Origin of the sequence: Microvirga brassicacearum (genome assembly GCF_008757455.1) — a bacterium.
GTDB lineage: Bacteria > Pseudomonadota > Alphaproteobacteria > Rhizobiales > Beijerinckiaceae > Microvirga > Microvirga brassicacearum.
In genome coordinates this window covers 79,610-94,710 of the sequence record NZ_VCMV01000007.1, presented here as the reverse complement: position 1 = coordinate 94,710, position 15,101 = coordinate 79,610, and the positions used below count along the sequence as shown (strand labels likewise).

Genomic DNA, 15,101 nt, shown 5'->3' with positions numbered 1-15,101 from the left:
GAAGTCGCACATGAAAATCCTCGTCGTCGAGTCGCCCGCCAAGGCCAAGACGATCAACAAATATCTCGGCAAGGATTACGAGGTCCTGGCCTCCTTCGGGCATATCCGCGACCTGCCGGCCAAGGACGGCTCGGTCGATCCCGAAAACGATTTCAAGATGATCTGGACCCTCGACGACCGGGGCGGCAAACGGCTGAACGATATCGCCCGCGCCATCAAGGGCGCCGACAAGCTCATTCTGGCGACCGACCCGGATCGCGAAGGCGAGGCCATTTCCTGGCACGTTCTCGAAGCCCTGCGGGAGAAGCGCGTCCTCAAGGATCTGCCGGTCGAGCGCGTGACCTTCAACGCGATCACTAAGGATTCGGTGCTGACCGCGCTTCGCAATCCGCGCCAGATCGATCAGGCGCTGGTCGATGCCTATCTGGCACGCCGTGCGCTTGATTATCTCGTCGGGTTCAACCTGTCGCCGGTTCTGTGGCGCAAGCTGCCGGGCGCACGCTCGGCCGGCCGCGTCCAATCGGTGGCCCTGCGCCTCGTCTGCGACCGCGAACTCGAGATCGAGACCTTCAAGTCCCAGGAATACTGGTCGCTGGTTGCGACGCTGGCGACCAAGGATGGCGGCGTGTTCGATGCCCGCCTTGTGGGAGCCGACGGAAAGAAGATTACCCGGCTCGACATCGGCAAGGGCGAGGAGGCCGAGGCCTTCAAGCGCGACCTCGAACTGGCGACTTTCTCGGTGTCGAACATCGAGGCGAAGCCGGCGAAACGCCATCCCTACCCGCCTTTCACCACCTCGACCCTGCAGCAGGAGGCCTCGCGCAAGCTGGGGCTGGCGCCGGCCCAGGCCATGCGGGTGGCGCAGCGTCTCTATGAAGGCGTCGAGATTGGCGGCGAGACCGTCGGTCTCATTACCTATATGCGAACCGACGGCGTCGATATCGATCCGCCGGCCGTGCAGGACATCCGCCGCGTCATCGGCAAGGAATATGGCGACAACTACGTGCCGGGCGTTCCCCGCAAATATACGGTGAAGGCCAAGAACGCGCAGGAAGCGCACGAGGCCATTCGGCCCACCGACATCAGCCGCCTGCCCAAGCAAGTGGCGAAGTATCTCGAACCCGAGCAGGCCCGGCTGTACGAGCTGATCTGGACCCGCACGATTGCGAGCCAGATGGAATCGGCCCAGCTCGAGCGCACCACGGCCGACATTCTGGCCGAGGTCGGCCCACGCAGGCTCGACCTGCGCGCCACCGGTCAGGTCATCAAGTTCGACGGCTTCCTGACGCTCTACAATGAGAGCAAGGACGACGAGGCGGACGAGGATGAGGGCCGCCTGCCGCCCATGAGCAAGGGCGACGCGCTGACCCGCCGCCGCATCGTCTCGACGCAGCATTTCACCGAGCCGCCGCCGCGTTTCTCGGAGGCGAGCCTCGTCAAGCGCATGGAAGAACTCGGCATCGGCCGTCCCTCCACCTACGCGGCGGTGTTGCAGGTGCTGCGCGACCGCGAATATGTGCGGATCGACAAGAAGCGTTTGGTTCCCGAGGACAAGGGCCGGCTCGTCATCGCCTTCCTCGAGAGCTTCTTCCGCCGCTATGTGGAATACGACTTCACCGCGGATCTGGAAGAGCAGCTCGATCGTGTTTCCAACCACGAGGTCGATTGGAAGCAGGTTCTGCGCGATTTCTGGCGCGACTTCTCGGCGGCCATCGGCGAGACGACCGACCTGCGCACCACGCAGGTGCTGGACTCGCTTAATGAGTTGCTCGGCCCCCATATCTTCCCCGACAAGGGCGACGGCTCCAACCCGCGCACCTGTCCGACCTGCGGCACCGGCCAGCTCTCGCTGAAGCTCGGCAAGTTCGGCGCGTTCATCGGCTGCTCGAACTACCCGGAATGCAAGTTCACCCGTCAGCTCGCCGCAACCGGCGCCAATGGCGAAGGCGAAGGCACGTCCGAGAATGGCGGCCAGCCGGGCGTTCGTGTTCTGGGCGACGATCCCGAGAGCGGCCAGCAGGTCACCATCCGCGATGGCCGGTTCGGCCCGTTCGTTCAACTCGGCGAAGGCGAGAAGCCGAAGCGTTCGTCGCTGCCGAAGGGCCGCTCGCCGGCCTCGATCGACCTTGAGACGGCGCTGAAACTGCTCGCCCTGCCGCGCGAAGTGGCGAAGCATCCGGTCTCGGGCGAGCCGATCTTTGCCAGCATCGGCCGCTATGGACCGTATGTTCAGCATGGCAAGACCTACGCCAATATCGGCAACGAAGACGATGTGCTGGAAATCGGCGGGAATCGGGCGATCGACTTGATCGTCGCCAAGGAGAATGGCGGCGGATTCCGTCGTGGCGCCGCCGATCCGGGACGTCCGCTCGGCGAGGATCCGGAATCGGCCAAGCCCATCGTGGTGAAGGCCGGGCGCTTCGGGCCTTACGTGACGGATGGCGAGACCAACGCCACGCTGCCGAAATCGATAACCGCCGAGGCGGTCACGCTCGACGAAGCGATTGCGCTGCTCGTGGCGCGTCGGGCCGCGGGCCCGTCGAAGAAGCCGTCGCGCGGCCGCAAGATCGCTGCCAAGAAGGCGCCGGCGAAGAAGGCCGCTGCCAAGAAGACCGCAACTAAAAAGGCGCCGGTGACTGCTACCAAGACTGTCGCGAAGAAAACCGCGACTAAGAGCGCAACCAAGAAACCAGCGGCCAAGAAAGCGGCGCCGAAGAAGGTCGCAGTCAAGAAAGCTGCTACCAAGAAGGCAGTTTAGAAAATCGGGCCAACCTGATGAAAACCTGGGCTGATCTGATCACCGACGTGCACCTGGAGATCCTGTTGCGACTGATTGCGGCGACCTGTGCCGGGATGGTGATCGGGCTCAACCGCGACCTTCACGACAAGCCGATGGGCATGCGGACCCTGGGGTTGGTGTCGCTGGGTTCAGCCGTTGTCGTGCTCGCCGGATCGGATCTCGGCGACTTGACGATCCATCGGGATGCGGCCAGCCGCATCATTCAGGGCGTTCTGACGGGGTTGGGATTCCTTGGCGCCGGGGTGATTCTCCGCGAACCGGAGCGGCTGGAAATTCACGGCCTCACCACCGCCGCCACGGTCTTGATCGCGGCGACTTTCGGCGTGTCGGCGGGGCTCGGAGAATGGTTTCTCACCTTCGTCGGCACGGTGATCGCGCTCGCGCTTCTGGTCTTCGGAAAGTCCGTCGAGCACTTTTTTGGTCGCGCGCTCAAAAGGCCGAAGGGCTCGTCGAAAGCGTCAGATGAAGAAATACAGCGCGGTGAGAGCGACCGCCGCGACCGCGCCCCATAGGGCGTTGAGCCGGTTGGATTTCTGAGCGACCGGCGCCGTATCGGGCTCGTCGAAGGCGAACGCTTCGCCGGCATTGCGTGCAGCACGATCGAGATGAATATGATGGGTCGCTGCCACAATCCGCGTCACGTCTGGTCTCCCGTCAAGCTTGTTCACCATAGTGCCTTAACGTGAACCGGAGTTAAACAGTTCCTGCCGTAAGCGAACAGCCATTCTTTAGGCGGAATCGGGCAATTGCGTTCATCTCCGGGCGGTTCGAACCTCCGGTCGCGGTGGATGCCTCTCCACACGGAGATGGCGCCGGCGCGCAATTTCTTTTATGGCTCGCAATCATCGAGCAAGCCTTCACGTTTCTGATTTGTTCACGTATGACATGAGGTATGAGTGCTCCATCGGCGAAACGCGAATCACGACGGACCAAGGTCCCAATGACCCATAACGACGACGATCTCTTCGGGGGCGATGCGGCGCCGGTCAGGCGCAGCGCACCAGCGAAAGCGGCCACGGCGAAACTCGCCCGCGCGGTTCCCAAAGGCACGCCGGACGAGAGCGGCTATGACGCGTCCGACATCGAGGTGCTCGAAGGGCTGGAGCCGGTGCGGCGGCGTCCCGGCATGTATATCGGCGGCACGGACGAGAAGGCCTTCCACCACCTCTTCGCCGAGGTCATCGACAATTCGATGGACGAGGCGGTGGCCGGACACGCGACTTTCATCGAGGTCGAGTTGGAGGAAGGCGGCTGGCTTTCGGTGTTGGATAACGGTCGCGGCATCCCGGTCGATCCGCATCCGAAATTCCCGAAGAAATCGGCCCTCGAAGTCATCATGACCACGCTGCACGCGGGTGGGAAATTCGACTCGAAGGTCTATGAAACCTCGGGCGGCCTGCACGGTGTCGGCGTCTCGGTGGTGAACGCGCTGTCGGAAACTCTCGAGGTCGAGGTCGCGCGCGGCCAGACGCTCTATCGCCAGGTGTTTTCCCGCGGCCTGCCGCAGACGAAGCTCGAAACGGTTGGCCGCGTGCTCAATCGGCGCGGCACCAGGGTGCGCTTCAAGCCCGATCACCAGATTTTCGGCAAGGATGCCCATTTCCAGCCGCGCCGCCTGTTCAAAATGGCGCGCTCCAAGGCCTATCTGTTCGGTGGCGTGGAAATCCGCTGGAAATGCGCGCCCTCGCTGCTCGCCGGAATCGACAGCGTGCCGGCCGAGGCGACGTTCAAGTTTCCCAACGGCCTGAAGGATTATCTGGCGCACGACATCGAGGGGAAAGAGCTGGTGTCGGACCAGATCTTCTCCGGCAAGATCACCAAGCCGGGCGGCCATGGCTCGCTTGAATGGGCGGTGGCCTGGATGGCGCATGAGGATGGATTCTCATCCTCCTATTGCAACACCGTGCCGACGCCCGAGGGCGGCACGCACGAAAACGGTCTGCGCATCGCCCTGCTGCGCGGCCTGCGCGACCATGCCGAGCGGGTCGGCCAGCAGAAGCGCATGGCGCCGGCCACCACCGACGATGTGATGTCGACCTGCGCCTCCATGCTGTCGGTGTTCATCCGCGAGCCGGAATTCCAGGGTCAGACCAAAGACAAGCTCGCGACCTTGGAGGCCGGCCGCATCGTCGAGAGCGCCATCCGCGACACCTTCGACCATTGGCTCGCCGCCTCCCCGCTTCAGGCCAACAAGATCCTCGAATGGGTCATGGACCGGGCCGATGAGCGCTTGCGCCGCCGGCAGGAAAAGGAAGTCGCCCGCAAGACCGCGACCCGCAAGCTGCGCCTGCCCGGCAAGCTCGCCGATTGCTCCAACGCGGGCGCGGCGGGGTCGGAACTCTTCATCGTCGAGGGCGATTCGGCGGGCGGTTCGGCCAAGCAGGCGCGCGACCGCAAGAGCCAGGCGATCCTGCCGTTGCGCGGCAAGATCCTCAACGTGGCGTCGGCGGGGCGCGACAAGCTGCACCAGAACCAGCAATTGTCCGATCTCGTGCAGGCTTTGGGCTGCGGCATGGGCACCGCCTATCGGGACGCCGACCTGCGCTACGAGCGGGTCGTCATCATGACGGACGCGGATGTGGACGGCGCCCACATCGCCTCGCTCCTCATCACCTTCTTTTACCGCCAGATGCCGCGCCTGATCGACGCCGGTCATCTCTATCTCGCGGTGCCGCCGCTCTACCGGCTGACCCAAGGTGCCAAGACCGTCTATGCCCGTGACGACGCCGACAAGGACCGGCTCATGAAGTCCGCCTTCAAGGGCAGCGGAAAGGTCGAGATCGGTCGCTTCAAGGGCCTGGGCGAAATGCTGCCGGCGCAGCTCAAGGAAACCACCATGGATCCGAAGAAGCGCATGCTTCTGAAAGTGGTGATCGATGCCGACGAGCGGCCGGAAACCGGCGATGCCGTCGAACGGCTGATGGGCAACAAACCCGAGGCAAGGTTCGCGTTCATTCAGGAACGGGCGGCCTTCGCCAATGAGGAAGCGCTGGATATCTGAGGCTGTGTGGGCCGGTGCGAGTGTCTCATTCTCCCCGGCCATACCACTCTCTCATTGCGCCCCGCCGCTGGCGTCCCCGGACGAGTTTGAGCGGCTTGCAGGTCGTGGTTCGCCCGCTATCGAGCTGCGACCTTTTGAGAAGGCCCGCCCGACTGGGAGCGAGGAATGACGCCACGCCGTCGCCGAACGGCCGGAGCGAACCTCAGCAGCCCGCACCGTAGAGCGAGCGCACTGGAATTTACCTTCCTGTTCGAACAGACATCTCTTCCAAGTCCTAGGACTTGTTCCCTTACGTCAGCAGGGGTAGTAGGCATGTTCACTGCATGAAACGGAGTAAGTGAATGTCTCGTCGTCTATCTGGAATATTTGGTCGGCTAACCGCTCTTACTCTGGCAAGCACCATGGCGGTCGCACCGGCCGCGCAGGCCTGCACGAACATTCTTCTGACCGCTGCCGATGGCACGCCCGTCTATGGCCGCACCATGGAATATGCGTTCAACATCCAATCCGAACTGGCGGTCATCCCTCGCAATTATGGTTATGTGGGCACGGGTCCCGACAATACGACGACGTTCAAGTGGAAGAGCCGCTACGCGCTGGCTGGCGTCATCAATCTGGGAAAACCGGTCGTGTCGGACGGCATGAACGAGAAAGGCCTCGCCGGTGGCGCGTTGTACTTTCCCGGCTTCGCGAGCTACACGGCTCCCAAGGATGCCGACCCGAGCTCCTCTCTCGCCCCATGGGAGTTTCTGACTTGGGCGCTGACGAATTTCGCGACCGTCGCAGAGGTGAAGGCGGCGGCGGCAAAGATCTCGATCATCGATGTCCCGACGCCGGGCATCAACTTCACGCTCCCGCTCCATTTTGCGTTTCATGACGCGACCGGAGCCTCGATCGTGATCGAGCCGATCGACGGAAAACTGAAAATCCACGACAATCCGCTCGGGGTTCTGACAAATTCGCCGACCTTCGACTGGCACATCAACAACGTCAGCAACTACGTGAACATCACGCCGGTGGACGCGCCGTCCCTGAAGATTGCCGGACAGACGATTGCGCCCTTCGGACAGGGTTCCGGCCTTCTTGGAATTCCTGGAGACCCGACGCCGCCGTCGCGTTTCATTCGCGCACTTGGATATGTCGCATCAGCCAAGCAGCTCCCCGACGGTCCTCAGACCGTCCGTCTCGCCGAGCACATTCTCAACAATTTCGATATCCCGATCGGCTTCATCCGCACCGACCCGAAGGGCGGGCAGCTCGAATATACCCAATGGTCGTCGGTCGCCGACCTTCGTGCCAAACGCTACTACATCAAAAGCTATGAGGATCAGGTTCTGCGGTCGGTCGATCTGATGAGCTTCGATCTCGACGCGAAGACCTTGCAGATCGCACCATTGAAAGCCAACCCGACGCCAACGGCGATCGCCTTTCCGAAGCAGTGAGTTAGAACGCTCTTCTCATCGCCGGCGGCGCCCGCCTCGTCAGGGGCACGCGGCCGACGATGAGAATATGCAGCGGCAGCACCTCGATTTATCGCTCAGTTGAAGGATGACGCGGACACGTCCGAGAGTTCGCAACGTTCGATGCGTCGTTTGTTCGAGATGGCGTTCCGACCCCGGGTCGTTACTTTCCAATTGCCAGCTGCAGGTTGACGCCTGCGAAGATCTGCCACCGGGGAATTCCCGTTCCCTGGTGGAAAACGCTGTATTGCGGCTCAACATACGTATTCAACGTCGCTGCTTTCGACAGGTGCCACACCTTGCCGATTCCAAGGCCGACCGGAATCACGAAAGTGTCGTTCTCGATATCAAACGACCAGGTGGCCGAGGATCGAACGTAGAATCCTTGCGGCAGGTTGACGGTGACGAGGGGCTCAAAGGTCAGGCTTTCGACATCAGCGCGATCTCGATCGCCGGCAAACGATTGCTGAAACGTCAGCAAGCCACCGAAAATTCCCCAGCTCTTCGGAACCATGATCACTGCGGCGGCCCCAGCCTGCCATTTGCCAGCCCCAAGAAGATCACTTCTGCTGTCGGCGCGACGAGGATAGGGCCGAAGCCAAACGAGACCTCCTGCCCCGGGACGATGAACACGTCCATCAATGTGAGGTCGCCGAACCCCTCATCCGAGCCGATCTGAGGCGAAGAGACGGATTCGATCGGGAGCGTAAAGCGCATCAACTGAGGCGCCCCGAACAGATCGGATGGAATGAGGCCTCTCAGGAGAAACTGATTGGGCCGGGTGCCAGGAGAGCCGATGCTCGACGGCGTGTAGTAGTCCTGTACGTTCAGCGTGACCTTCGGCGTCAGCGGGTTGTTGGCATCGTTCTGCCCGGATGAATCTTGTGCGGAACCGGAATCAACGCAACCAACGACGAGCGCCGCCGCAATCGCGGTTCGGGTGAAGATCATTCGTTTCGTCCGGCGGGGAACATCGGCAAAGTGACGTGGAACCACCGTCAAAACTTGAAAGTCGCACCCAGGATCGGGCCGGAGAACGCCACGTCCCGCTCGTAGCCCTTGTCCTCGTACTTGACCGCCAAGTGCCTGTAGCCGGCCGAAAGCGCGATGTTCTCTGTCGCCTGGTAACCGATCGTCCCAAGGAGTTGCCAAGTGTAGTCGGATCCACCTGCAAACCCGCCGATGTCGCCGTAGCCGACGAGAAAGAACTTGTCGGTCAGATTGATCCGTCCCTTCAACCCGATCACCGGGTCCACCCAGGATTTGTCCTGTGAGGCGTTAAGCGAAATACCGAGGCCGGCAAGCGGCAGCTCCAGTGCGGAATCCCAGGACCAGATGCGGATCCCGCCCATGACGTCAAGCGAACCATTGCTGTTTTCAAGGACGGTGTAGGATCCGGCAACGGTCGCAAAGAACACTTCTTCGCTGATATGTCCTCTCCCGAACATGGGACTGGGAGTTGGGACGGCCGTCGTCGTCCCCGTATAAGACAGATCGGCCGAGAAGCCGAAGCGCCCATAGCGAACAACAGCAAGGCCAGTGAACGCGCCGTCGAGGTCGTCAAAGATATCCGAGAACGACTGATCCACCTCGACCTGCGGCAAGCGAGGTCCAACGCGCACCGGTCCCTTGAGCCCTGCCATCCAAAAATATGGCGTGACCTGGATGGACCATGTGTCGGCGACCACAGCCGGCGCAACCTGCTTCACAACGATAGGATCTGCCGCAAGCGCAGAAACCCCGAAGGCGCAGGAGCCCGTCGCTACACCCGACAGGACGGTGAATATTGCGATCGCATTTTTGCCGACGAACATTGCCATTCCTCAAAACCAATTGCCGCAAAACGGCTGACGTTAGGGAACCTTCAGACGCCAAGCTTCTAGGAAAATCAAGCTAATGTTGAAAATATGCCATCGATTTGCCGCTTCCATTAAGAGCTCGGATGCGGCGAGGAATTTTTGACGATTGTCGCGCTCTCACAATGCCGAGGCCCTAGCGCTGATCCGAATCGGAGGAAGCACATGCCGTAACCGATCGGCGTGTTTGCTCATGAAATGAAGCCGAAGCAATTGTGCGCCGACCGCGACTCCCATTGAAGCGAAGGATCCGCGCGCTCTCCGCCAGCAGGAATCCACGCCGGCAAGTGCAGGCTCTCCCACTCCGGCGCAAAGAAATTTTGAAATTTCTCGAATCTCCCGGAACCTTCCTCGGATCCAGTCGTTTTTAGGTATCACCGGCTCATTCTGCCCCCACGAGCCGGTCCCTTAAAGGCCTCTGCAAAGGAGGCCTTTTTTTTGTTCACGCCCGTCCCACTTGATGAGGTGACACTCCCACGTCGCGGCAGGCTAGCCGCCCTCTCTCCCACGTGCGACAAGACCTGATGGATTTTTCGAGTTTCTCCTTTGGCTAAGCGCACCAAACCCGCCGCCCCCGGCCTTCCCACCCGCGAACAGATCGTCGCCTTCATTGCCGAGACGCCGGGCAAGGTTGGCAAGCGCGAGATTTCGCAGGCCTTCAACATCAAGGGCGGCGACCGGATCTGGCTCAAGCAGATGCTGAAGGACCTCGAAATCGAAGGCGTTGTCGATCGTCGCGGCAAGAACGTTCACCGGGCGGGCCAGCTGCCCCCCGTCGTTCTGGCCGACATCAAGCGGCGCGATCGCGATGGCGAGTTGATTGCCGAGCCGACCGAATGGGATGCCGAAGAGCACGGCCCGATCCCCACCATCATCATCTCGATGCCCCGCAAGCCCCGCCCCGGCTCTCCCGTTCCGGGCATCGGCGATCGCGCGCTGATCCGGGTCAATCCCCTGAAAGCCGGCGACATCCATCATTATGCCGGGCGCGTGACGAAGATTCTCGAGAAGCAGCGCGCCCAGGTCCTCGGCATCTTCCGCCCCCTGCCTGAGGGAGGCGGGCGGTTGATCCCGGTCGAAAAGAAATCGCGCGAGCGGGAAATCCACATTCTCCCCGGCGACGAGGGCGGCGCGCAGGATGGCGATCTGGTCGCCACTTCCGTGGTCAAGCATCCGCGCATCGGCCTCCCGCACGCCAAGGTGAAGGAGCGGCTCGGATCGGTGAAATCCGAGAAAGCCGTCAGCCTGATCGCAATTCACACCCACAACATTCCCAACGTCTTTTCCTCCGACGTGCAGGCGGAGGCCGACAGGGCCGAGCCCGCGCAACTGGCGGGCCGCGAGGATTGGCGCGATCTGCCGCTTATCACCATCGATCCGCCCGACGCCAAGGATCATGACGATGCGGTCCATGCGATGCCGGATGAAAACCCGGAGAATGCCGGCGGATTCATCGTCACAGTCGCCATCGCCGATGTGGCCGCCTATGTGCGGCCCGGCACGGCGCTCGACCGGGAGGCCCAGGAGCGCGGCAATTCGGTGTATTTCCCCGATCGCGTGGTGCCGATGCTGCCGGAGCGGATCTCCAACGATCTCTGCTCGCTTCGCCCGCACGAGCCCCGCCCCGCCATCGCCGTGCAGATGATCATCGGGGCGGATGGCCGCAAGCGCAGCCATGCCTTTCACCGGATCATGATGCGCTCGGCGGCGAAGCTGTCGTACCAGCAGGCGCAGGCCGCCATCGACGGCAGGCCGGACGACACGACCGGTCCCCTGCTCGCCCCGATCCTGAAACCCCTGTGGGATGCCTATGCGGCGGTGAAGAAGGCGCGCGACATCCGCGAGCCGCTGTTTCTCGATCTTCCCGAGCGCAAGATCCTGCTCAAACCCGACGGGACCGTCGATCGCGTGCTCGTGCCCGAGCGGCTGGAAGCCCACAAGCTGATCGAGGAATTCATGATTCTCGCCAACGTCTCGGCCGCCGAGACGTTGGAGAAGGCCAAGTCCGACCTGATCTACCGGGTCCATGACGAGCCTTCGCTCGAGAAGATGCGCGCCCTGAGCGAGGTGCTCGCCTCCATCGCCCTGAAGCTGCCGACGCAAGGCCCGATCCGGCCAGAGCTTTTCAACCGCATCCTGCGAACCGTCGACGGATCGGAACACCAGCTCTTCATCAACGAGGTCGTGCTGCGCTCCCAATCCCAGGCCGAGTATTCCGCTGAGAATTACGGCCATTTTGGCCTCAACCTGAAGCGCTACGCCCATTTCACGTCGCCGATCCGCCGCTATGCAGATCTCATCGTGCATCGCGCGCTGATCGCCTCGCTCAAGCTCGGCAAGGACGGCCTGCCGCCCGACACGACGCGCGCGGAACTGATCGAGATCAGCGCCCGGATTTCGGCGGCGGAACGGCGCGCCATGGCGGCGGAGCGCGAGACCAATGATCGCCTGATCGCCCATTTCCTCGCCGACCGCATCGGCGCCACATTCGAAGGCCAGATCTCCGGCGTCACCAAATCGGGGCTCTTCATCAAGCTCGATGAGACCGGCGCGGATGGCTTCGTGCCGGCGGCGACCATCGGGGCCGATTATTACCGGTACGACGACAGGACGCATTCCATGCGGGGCGAGCGCACGGGAGAAACCTACCGTCTCGGCGATCGGGTTCAGGTCAAGCTGGTCGAGGCAGCGCCGGTTGCCGGGGCTTTAAGGTTCGAATTGCTCTCCGAAGGGCGTTTCAGCCGCAAAGCCACGGGGAGCAAAGGCGGGCGCGGATCGAAATCGGCGACGCCGAGCAGACGCACCACGCCGCGCGTCAAGAACAAGGGCGGGCGGCAACGCACCGCCTGACAGGATGAGAGATGCCAGACCTCGCAATGCCGCTGCCGCAAGCGGTCAGTCGCTACACGGCCATGAAGCGCGGATTTTTTGGACGGTGCCCGGCCTGCGGTGAGAGCCGGTTGTTCGGACGGTATCTGAAGGTAAACGATACCTGCGCGTGCTGCGGCACGGAATTCCACCATCACCGCGCCGACGACATGCCGCCCTATATCGTCATGTTCATCGTCGGGCACGTGATCGGTTATTGCATTCTCATGTCGGAGACACGTTTCGAGGTGCCGCTGGCAGTCCAGGTCACCGTATGGCCGATTTTGACGCTGGCCCTTTGCCTCGCGCTGCTTCAGCCGGTCAAGGGCGCGGTGGTGGGGTTGCAGTTCGCGTTGGGCATGCATGGTTTCGGGAGGGCGAAAGCGCTCGCAGAGAAAGGTCTGACGACGGATGGACGCGCTGGTGAAAACGACGAATCCCGTGACGTCGGCGCTCGCTGAGGCAGCCCCCATTCCGGTCAACAAGCCGCGAATCCGCCCGTTCGACTCGGCCACCCTGATCGTCATCGACCGGACGGGTCGCACACCGAAACTCCTGATGGGCAAGCGCCATGCGGGCCTGAAGTTCATGCCCGGCAAGTTCGTGTTTCCGGGCGGGCGAATCGAGCCCGGCGATGCAGCCATGCCCGTCGTCGGTGCCTTGCATCCGCGCGCCGAACAAGCCCTGATGGCGCATGTGGCACGGCCCTCCCCCCAGCGCGGTCGCGCACTCGCACTCGCCGCAATCCGCGAGATGTATGAGGAAACCGGCATCCTGTTCGGCAGCCGCGCCTACGGCGGCCCCGAGCGGGTTCCGAATGGCGGCTGGGAGGCGTTCCGGCAGCATGGCGTGCTGCCGGATCTCGAAGCGCTTCAGGTCATCGCCCGCGCGATCACGCCGTCAAAGCGCGCCAGGCGCTTCGACACGCGCTTTTTCGCCATCGACCGCCGCGCCATCGGCCACGTGACAGACGGCGTGGTGGGACCGGAATCCGAGCTGGTCGAACTCGCCTGGGTAACGCTCACGCAGGCGCGAGCGCTCGATCTCCCGATCATCACCCGCATCATCCTGGCAGATCTGGAAGACCGGCTGGCCAACGGCTTCGCCCCCGAACTGCCGGTGCCGTTCTACTATCACCGCAGCGGCCGCTCGATCTGCGAGAGGCTTTAGGGCTCCGCTCCTGCAGGCGACGCCGCGTGACAGGCGATGAGCGAATCGAGGAGGCCTGGGAAACGCTGGTCGAGATCGGCACGGCGCAGGCTGATCAAACGCCGTGTTCCTTCGGGCCGGACAGAGATCAGCCCCGCTTCGCGCAGCTTGGCAAAATGGTAGCTCAGGGCTGTTTTCGAACCGAACTCAAGAAACTGGCTGCAGGTCATGGCCGCGTGCTCGTTGCGCGCCAAAGTCGCGACGATCGCGAGCCGCGTTTCGTCACCGAGCGCCGCCAGCACGTCTGATAGAACGATCTCGTCGATATCGGGATGGGCCAGGCCAGTCATAGGGCCATCCTTACCGATTCCCGCTAGGTTGTTCAATGCTCCTTGAACTATGTCTTGACATGCGGAGTCGCCGAGATCCATTGTTCAATAAACCTTGAACAAGGCAATCCCATGAACAAGCGACTTTTCTGGCTCGCGCTCGGCACGTTTGCCATCGGCGCCGAAGGCTTCGTGATCTCCTCGCTGTTGCCGCAAATCTCCGAGGATACCGGAGTCACCGTCGTCGAGGCTGGCTATCTCGTCGTGGCATTCGCCCTCACCTACGCCATCGGATCTCCCATCCTGACGGCCCTGACAGGTGCCCGAGACCGTCGCCGAGTGCTCACCGCCAGCGCGCTCGCCTTTGCCATCGGGGCACTCGGCGCAAGCCTCGCCCCCACTTACGCGGTCCTGATGATCGCCCGGATGACCATTGCCTGCGCGGCCGGCCTTTATGCGGCGACGGCCCAGGCGACGGCGGTCGCCATCTCCCATGCCGACCATCGCGCACGGGCGATCTCCATCATCATCGGCGGAACGTCGCTTGCCGTCGCGTTCGGTGCGCCTCTGGGGGCGTTCATCGCCTCCTTTGCCGGCTGGAGAGGAACATACATGGTCATCGCCGGCGCCGGTTTCACCGCGGCTGCGGCGCTCTGGGTCATGGTGCCGGCCGGTCTGCGCGGCGACAGGTTGTCGCTCAAGGCGCGTCTCAAGGTCCTGTCTCAGCCAAGGATCCTGCCGACTCTCATGACCACGTTGCTGTATATGACCGGCGGTTTTGCGGTTCTCACCTATATCGCCCCCATGGCGATCGAGGCCGGTCTCGGCCGGGAGATGCTTCCAACGGTGCTCCTGATCTATGGGATCGGCGCCGCCATCGGAAATTACGCCGGCGGCCAGATGGCTGATCGGTGGGGAGCGCAGCGCATCGTGGTCGCCGCACTGATCGTCAATACCGGCATGCTGTTCCTGTTCTCGGTGATAGCGCACCTTCCCGCCTCATGGGTGGGGCCGACCTTCATTGCCATGCTGCTTCCCTGGGGAATCACGTCGTGGTCGTTTCCACCCGCCCAGGCGAGCCGCATTCTGGCGATCGCGCCCGGCAGCGCCCCGCTCGCGCTGTCGCTCAACGGATCGGCCCTCTATCTCGGCGTGGCGCTCGGCTCCCTGATCGGCGGCCTCGCCTTGCGGTTCGGAAGCGCCATGGATCTCGGCTGGGTCGCGGCCCTGTTTCCGCTGGCGGCTCTCCCCCTGATCTGGCTGGGCGAGCGCAGCCGGATCCAGGCACAGCCCATTGGCGGGCTCAGCGGCTGAAGTCCACCAAAGCGCTCGAAACTCTTGACGAAACCGGCGCGATGGGGCATGGGATCGCAACGATTTTCGGCCGGGTTCGCCCGGCCTTTGCGTTTCGGCTCAATGGAAGCTCCGAAACCCTAAAACATAGAGGTCCGACCATGGCCAAAGCCGCCACCATCAAGATCAAGCTCGTCTCGACCGCAGACACCGGCTATTTCTACGTGACGAAGAAGAACTCCCGCACGCAGACCGACAAGCTCGCGATGAAGAAATACGACCCCGTCGCGCGCAAGCATGTCGAGTTCAAGGAACACAAGATCAAGTAACGGCGACGCTTGACGC

Annotated in this window: 14 protein-coding genes; 9 read left to right on the top strand and 5 right to left on the bottom strand. The window is 62.6% G+C overall.

Translation table 11 applies throughout. The features are described from left to right. Positions 1 to 10 precede the first annotated feature (10 nt). The gene (topA, locus tag FEZ63_RS06140) at positions 11 to 2,758 is read left to right on the top strand and encodes a type I DNA topoisomerase (protein ID WP_150942754.1); all 2,748 of its coding nucleotides are present in this window, start codon (positions 11 to 13) and stop codon (positions 2,756 to 2,758) included. 17 nt (positions 2,759 to 2,775) lie between these two features. Continuing rightward, the gene (locus FEZ63_RS06135; protein ID WP_150942753.1) at positions 2,776 to 3,312 is read left to right on the top strand and encodes an MgtC/SapB family protein; all 537 of its coding nucleotides are present in this window, start codon (positions 2,776 to 2,778) and stop codon (positions 3,310 to 3,312) included. Here FEZ63_RS06135 and FEZ63_RS06130 read toward each other — a convergent pair. Next, positions 3,259 to 3,441: a hypothetical protein gene (locus FEZ63_RS06130; protein ID WP_150942752.1), complete on the bottom strand. Its 183-nt coding sequence runs from the start codon at positions 3,439 to 3,441 to the stop codon at positions 3,259 to 3,261. The two genes, FEZ63_RS06135 and FEZ63_RS06130, sit on opposite strands and share 54 nt — an antisense overlap. Before the next feature lie 299 nt (positions 3,442 to 3,740). Between FEZ63_RS06130 and parE the strand changes: the two genes are divergently transcribed. Both parE and FEZ63_RS06120 read left to right on the top strand, forming a co-directional pair. Further along, the gene (gene parE, locus FEZ63_RS06125) at positions 3,741 to 5,801 is read left to right on the top strand and encodes a DNA topoisomerase IV subunit B (protein WP_150942751.1); all 2,061 of its coding nucleotides are present in this window, start codon (positions 3,741 to 3,743) and stop codon (positions 5,799 to 5,801) included. Positions 5,802 to 6,142: 341 nt separating this feature from the next. Continuing rightward, on the top strand, positions 6,143 to 7,243 hold the full coding sequence (locus tag FEZ63_RS06120) for a linear amide C-N hydrolase (RefSeq protein WP_150942750.1): 1,101 nt from the start codon (positions 6,143 to 6,145) through the stop codon (positions 7,241 to 7,243). Between the two features lie 181 nt (positions 7,244 to 7,424). Here the strand turns inward: FEZ63_RS06120 and FEZ63_RS25495 are convergent, their stop codons facing one another. Genes FEZ63_RS25495 through FEZ63_RS06110 form a run of 3 tightly spaced genes read right to left on the bottom strand, consistent with a single transcriptional unit; the run spans position 7,425 to position 9,075 of the window. Then, positions 7,425 to 7,775: a hypothetical protein gene (locus FEZ63_RS25495; protein WP_244622661.1), complete on the bottom strand. Its 351-nt coding sequence runs from the start codon at positions 7,773 to 7,775 to the stop codon at positions 7,425 to 7,427. A 2-nt stretch (positions 7,776 to 7,777) separates the two neighbouring features. Beyond that, on the bottom strand, positions 7,778 to 8,212 hold the full coding sequence (locus FEZ63_RS25490; protein WP_244622660.1) for a hypothetical protein: 435 nt from the start codon (positions 8,210 to 8,212) through the stop codon (positions 7,778 to 7,780). A gap of 47 nt (positions 8,213 to 8,259) precedes the next feature. After that, positions 8,260 to 9,075, bottom strand: a complete 816-nt coding sequence (locus FEZ63_RS06110) for a hypothetical protein (RefSeq protein ID WP_150942749.1) — start codon at positions 9,073 to 9,075, stop codon at positions 8,260 to 8,262. A gap of 588 nt (positions 9,076 to 9,663) precedes the next feature. Here FEZ63_RS06110 and rnr point away from each other — a divergent pair. From rnr to FEZ63_RS06095, 3 genes are read left to right on the top strand one after another with little or no spacing between them, the layout of a single operon-like run. Beyond that, entirely contained in the window at positions 9,664 to 11,967 is a 2,304-nt protein-coding gene (rnr, locus tag FEZ63_RS06105) for a ribonuclease R (protein ID WP_150942748.1), read from the top strand. Between the two features lie 11 nt (positions 11,968 to 11,978). After that, positions 11,979 to 12,446: a DUF983 domain-containing protein gene (locus FEZ63_RS06100; RefSeq protein ID WP_244622659.1), complete on the top strand. Its 468-nt coding sequence runs from the start codon at positions 11,979 to 11,981 to the stop codon at positions 12,444 to 12,446. Continuing rightward, positions 12,397 to 13,155 carry an NUDIX hydrolase gene (locus FEZ63_RS06095; RefSeq protein ID WP_162419681.1) on the top strand — a complete coding sequence of 253 codons (759 nt, stop codon included), beginning with the start codon at positions 12,397 to 12,399 and terminating at the stop codon, positions 13,153 to 13,155. Before FEZ63_RS06100 ends, FEZ63_RS06095 begins: the two co-directional genes overlap by 50 nt. Here FEZ63_RS06095 and FEZ63_RS06090 read toward each other — a convergent pair. Beyond that, the gene (locus FEZ63_RS06090) at positions 13,152 to 13,484 is read right to left on the bottom strand and encodes an ArsR/SmtB family transcription factor (RefSeq protein WP_150942747.1); all 333 of its coding nucleotides are present in this window, start codon (positions 13,482 to 13,484) and stop codon (positions 13,152 to 13,154) included. The two genes, FEZ63_RS06095 and FEZ63_RS06090, sit on opposite strands and share 4 nt — an antisense overlap. Before the next feature lie 111 nt (positions 13,485 to 13,595). On the opposite strand from FEZ63_RS06090, the gene FEZ63_RS06085 reads away from it, so the two are divergent. Further along, positions 13,596 to 14,777 carry an MFS transporter gene (locus tag FEZ63_RS06085; RefSeq protein ID WP_150942746.1) on the top strand — a complete coding sequence of 394 codons (1,182 nt, stop codon included), beginning with the start codon at positions 13,596 to 13,598 and terminating at the stop codon, positions 14,775 to 14,777. A 140-nt stretch (positions 14,778 to 14,917) separates the two neighbouring features. Next, positions 14,918 to 15,085 carry a 50S ribosomal protein L33 gene (rpmG, locus tag FEZ63_RS06080; protein WP_150942745.1) on the top strand — a complete coding sequence of 56 codons (168 nt, stop codon included), beginning with the start codon at positions 14,918 to 14,920 and terminating at the stop codon, positions 15,083 to 15,085. Positions 15,086 to 15,101: the final 16 nt, after the last annotated feature.

Bases quoted from the DNA above. Each gene is read 5' to 3' on its own strand.
- FEZ63_RS06135 (WP_150942753.1), top strand. From the start codon at position 2,776: ATGAAAACCTGGGCTGATCTGATCACCGACGTGCACCTGGAGATCCTG.
- FEZ63_RS06110 (WP_150942749.1), bottom strand. From the start codon at position 9,075: ATGTTCGTCGGCAAAAATGCGATCGCAATATTCACCGTCCTGTCGGGT.
- FEZ63_RS06120 (WP_150942750.1), top strand. From the start codon at position 6,143: ATGTCTCGTCGTCTATCTGGAATATTTGGTCGGCTAACCGCTCTTACT.
- FEZ63_RS06095 (WP_162419681.1), top strand. From the start codon at position 12,397: ATGGACGCGCTGGTGAAAACGACGAATCCCGTGACGTCGGCGCTCGCT.
- FEZ63_RS25490 (WP_244622660.1), bottom strand. From the start codon at position 8,212: ATGATCTTCACCCGAACCGCGATTGCGGCGGCGCTCGTCGTTGGTTGC.
- FEZ63_RS06100 (WP_244622659.1), top strand. From the start codon at position 11,979: ATGCCAGACCTCGCAATGCCGCTGCCGCAAGCGGTCAGTCGCTACACG.
- topA (WP_150942754.1), top strand. From the start codon at position 11: ATGAAAATCCTCGTCGTCGAGTCGCCCGCCAAGGCCAAGACGATCAAC.
- rpmG (WP_150942745.1), top strand. From the start codon at position 14,918: ATGGCCAAAGCCGCCACCATCAAGATCAAGCTCGTCTCGACCGCAGAC.
- FEZ63_RS06090 (WP_150942747.1), bottom strand. From the start codon at position 13,484: ATGACTGGCCTGGCCCATCCCGATATCGACGAGATCGTTCTATCAGAC.
- FEZ63_RS06085 (WP_150942746.1), top strand. From the start codon at position 13,596: ATGAACAAGCGACTTTTCTGGCTCGCGCTCGGCACGTTTGCCATCGGC.
- FEZ63_RS25495 (WP_244622661.1), bottom strand. From the start codon at position 7,775: ATGGTTCCGAAGAGCTGGGGAATTTTCGGTGGCTTGCTGACGTTTCAG.
- parE (WP_150942751.1), top strand. From the start codon at position 3,741: ATGACCCATAACGACGACGATCTCTTCGGGGGCGATGCGGCGCCGGTC.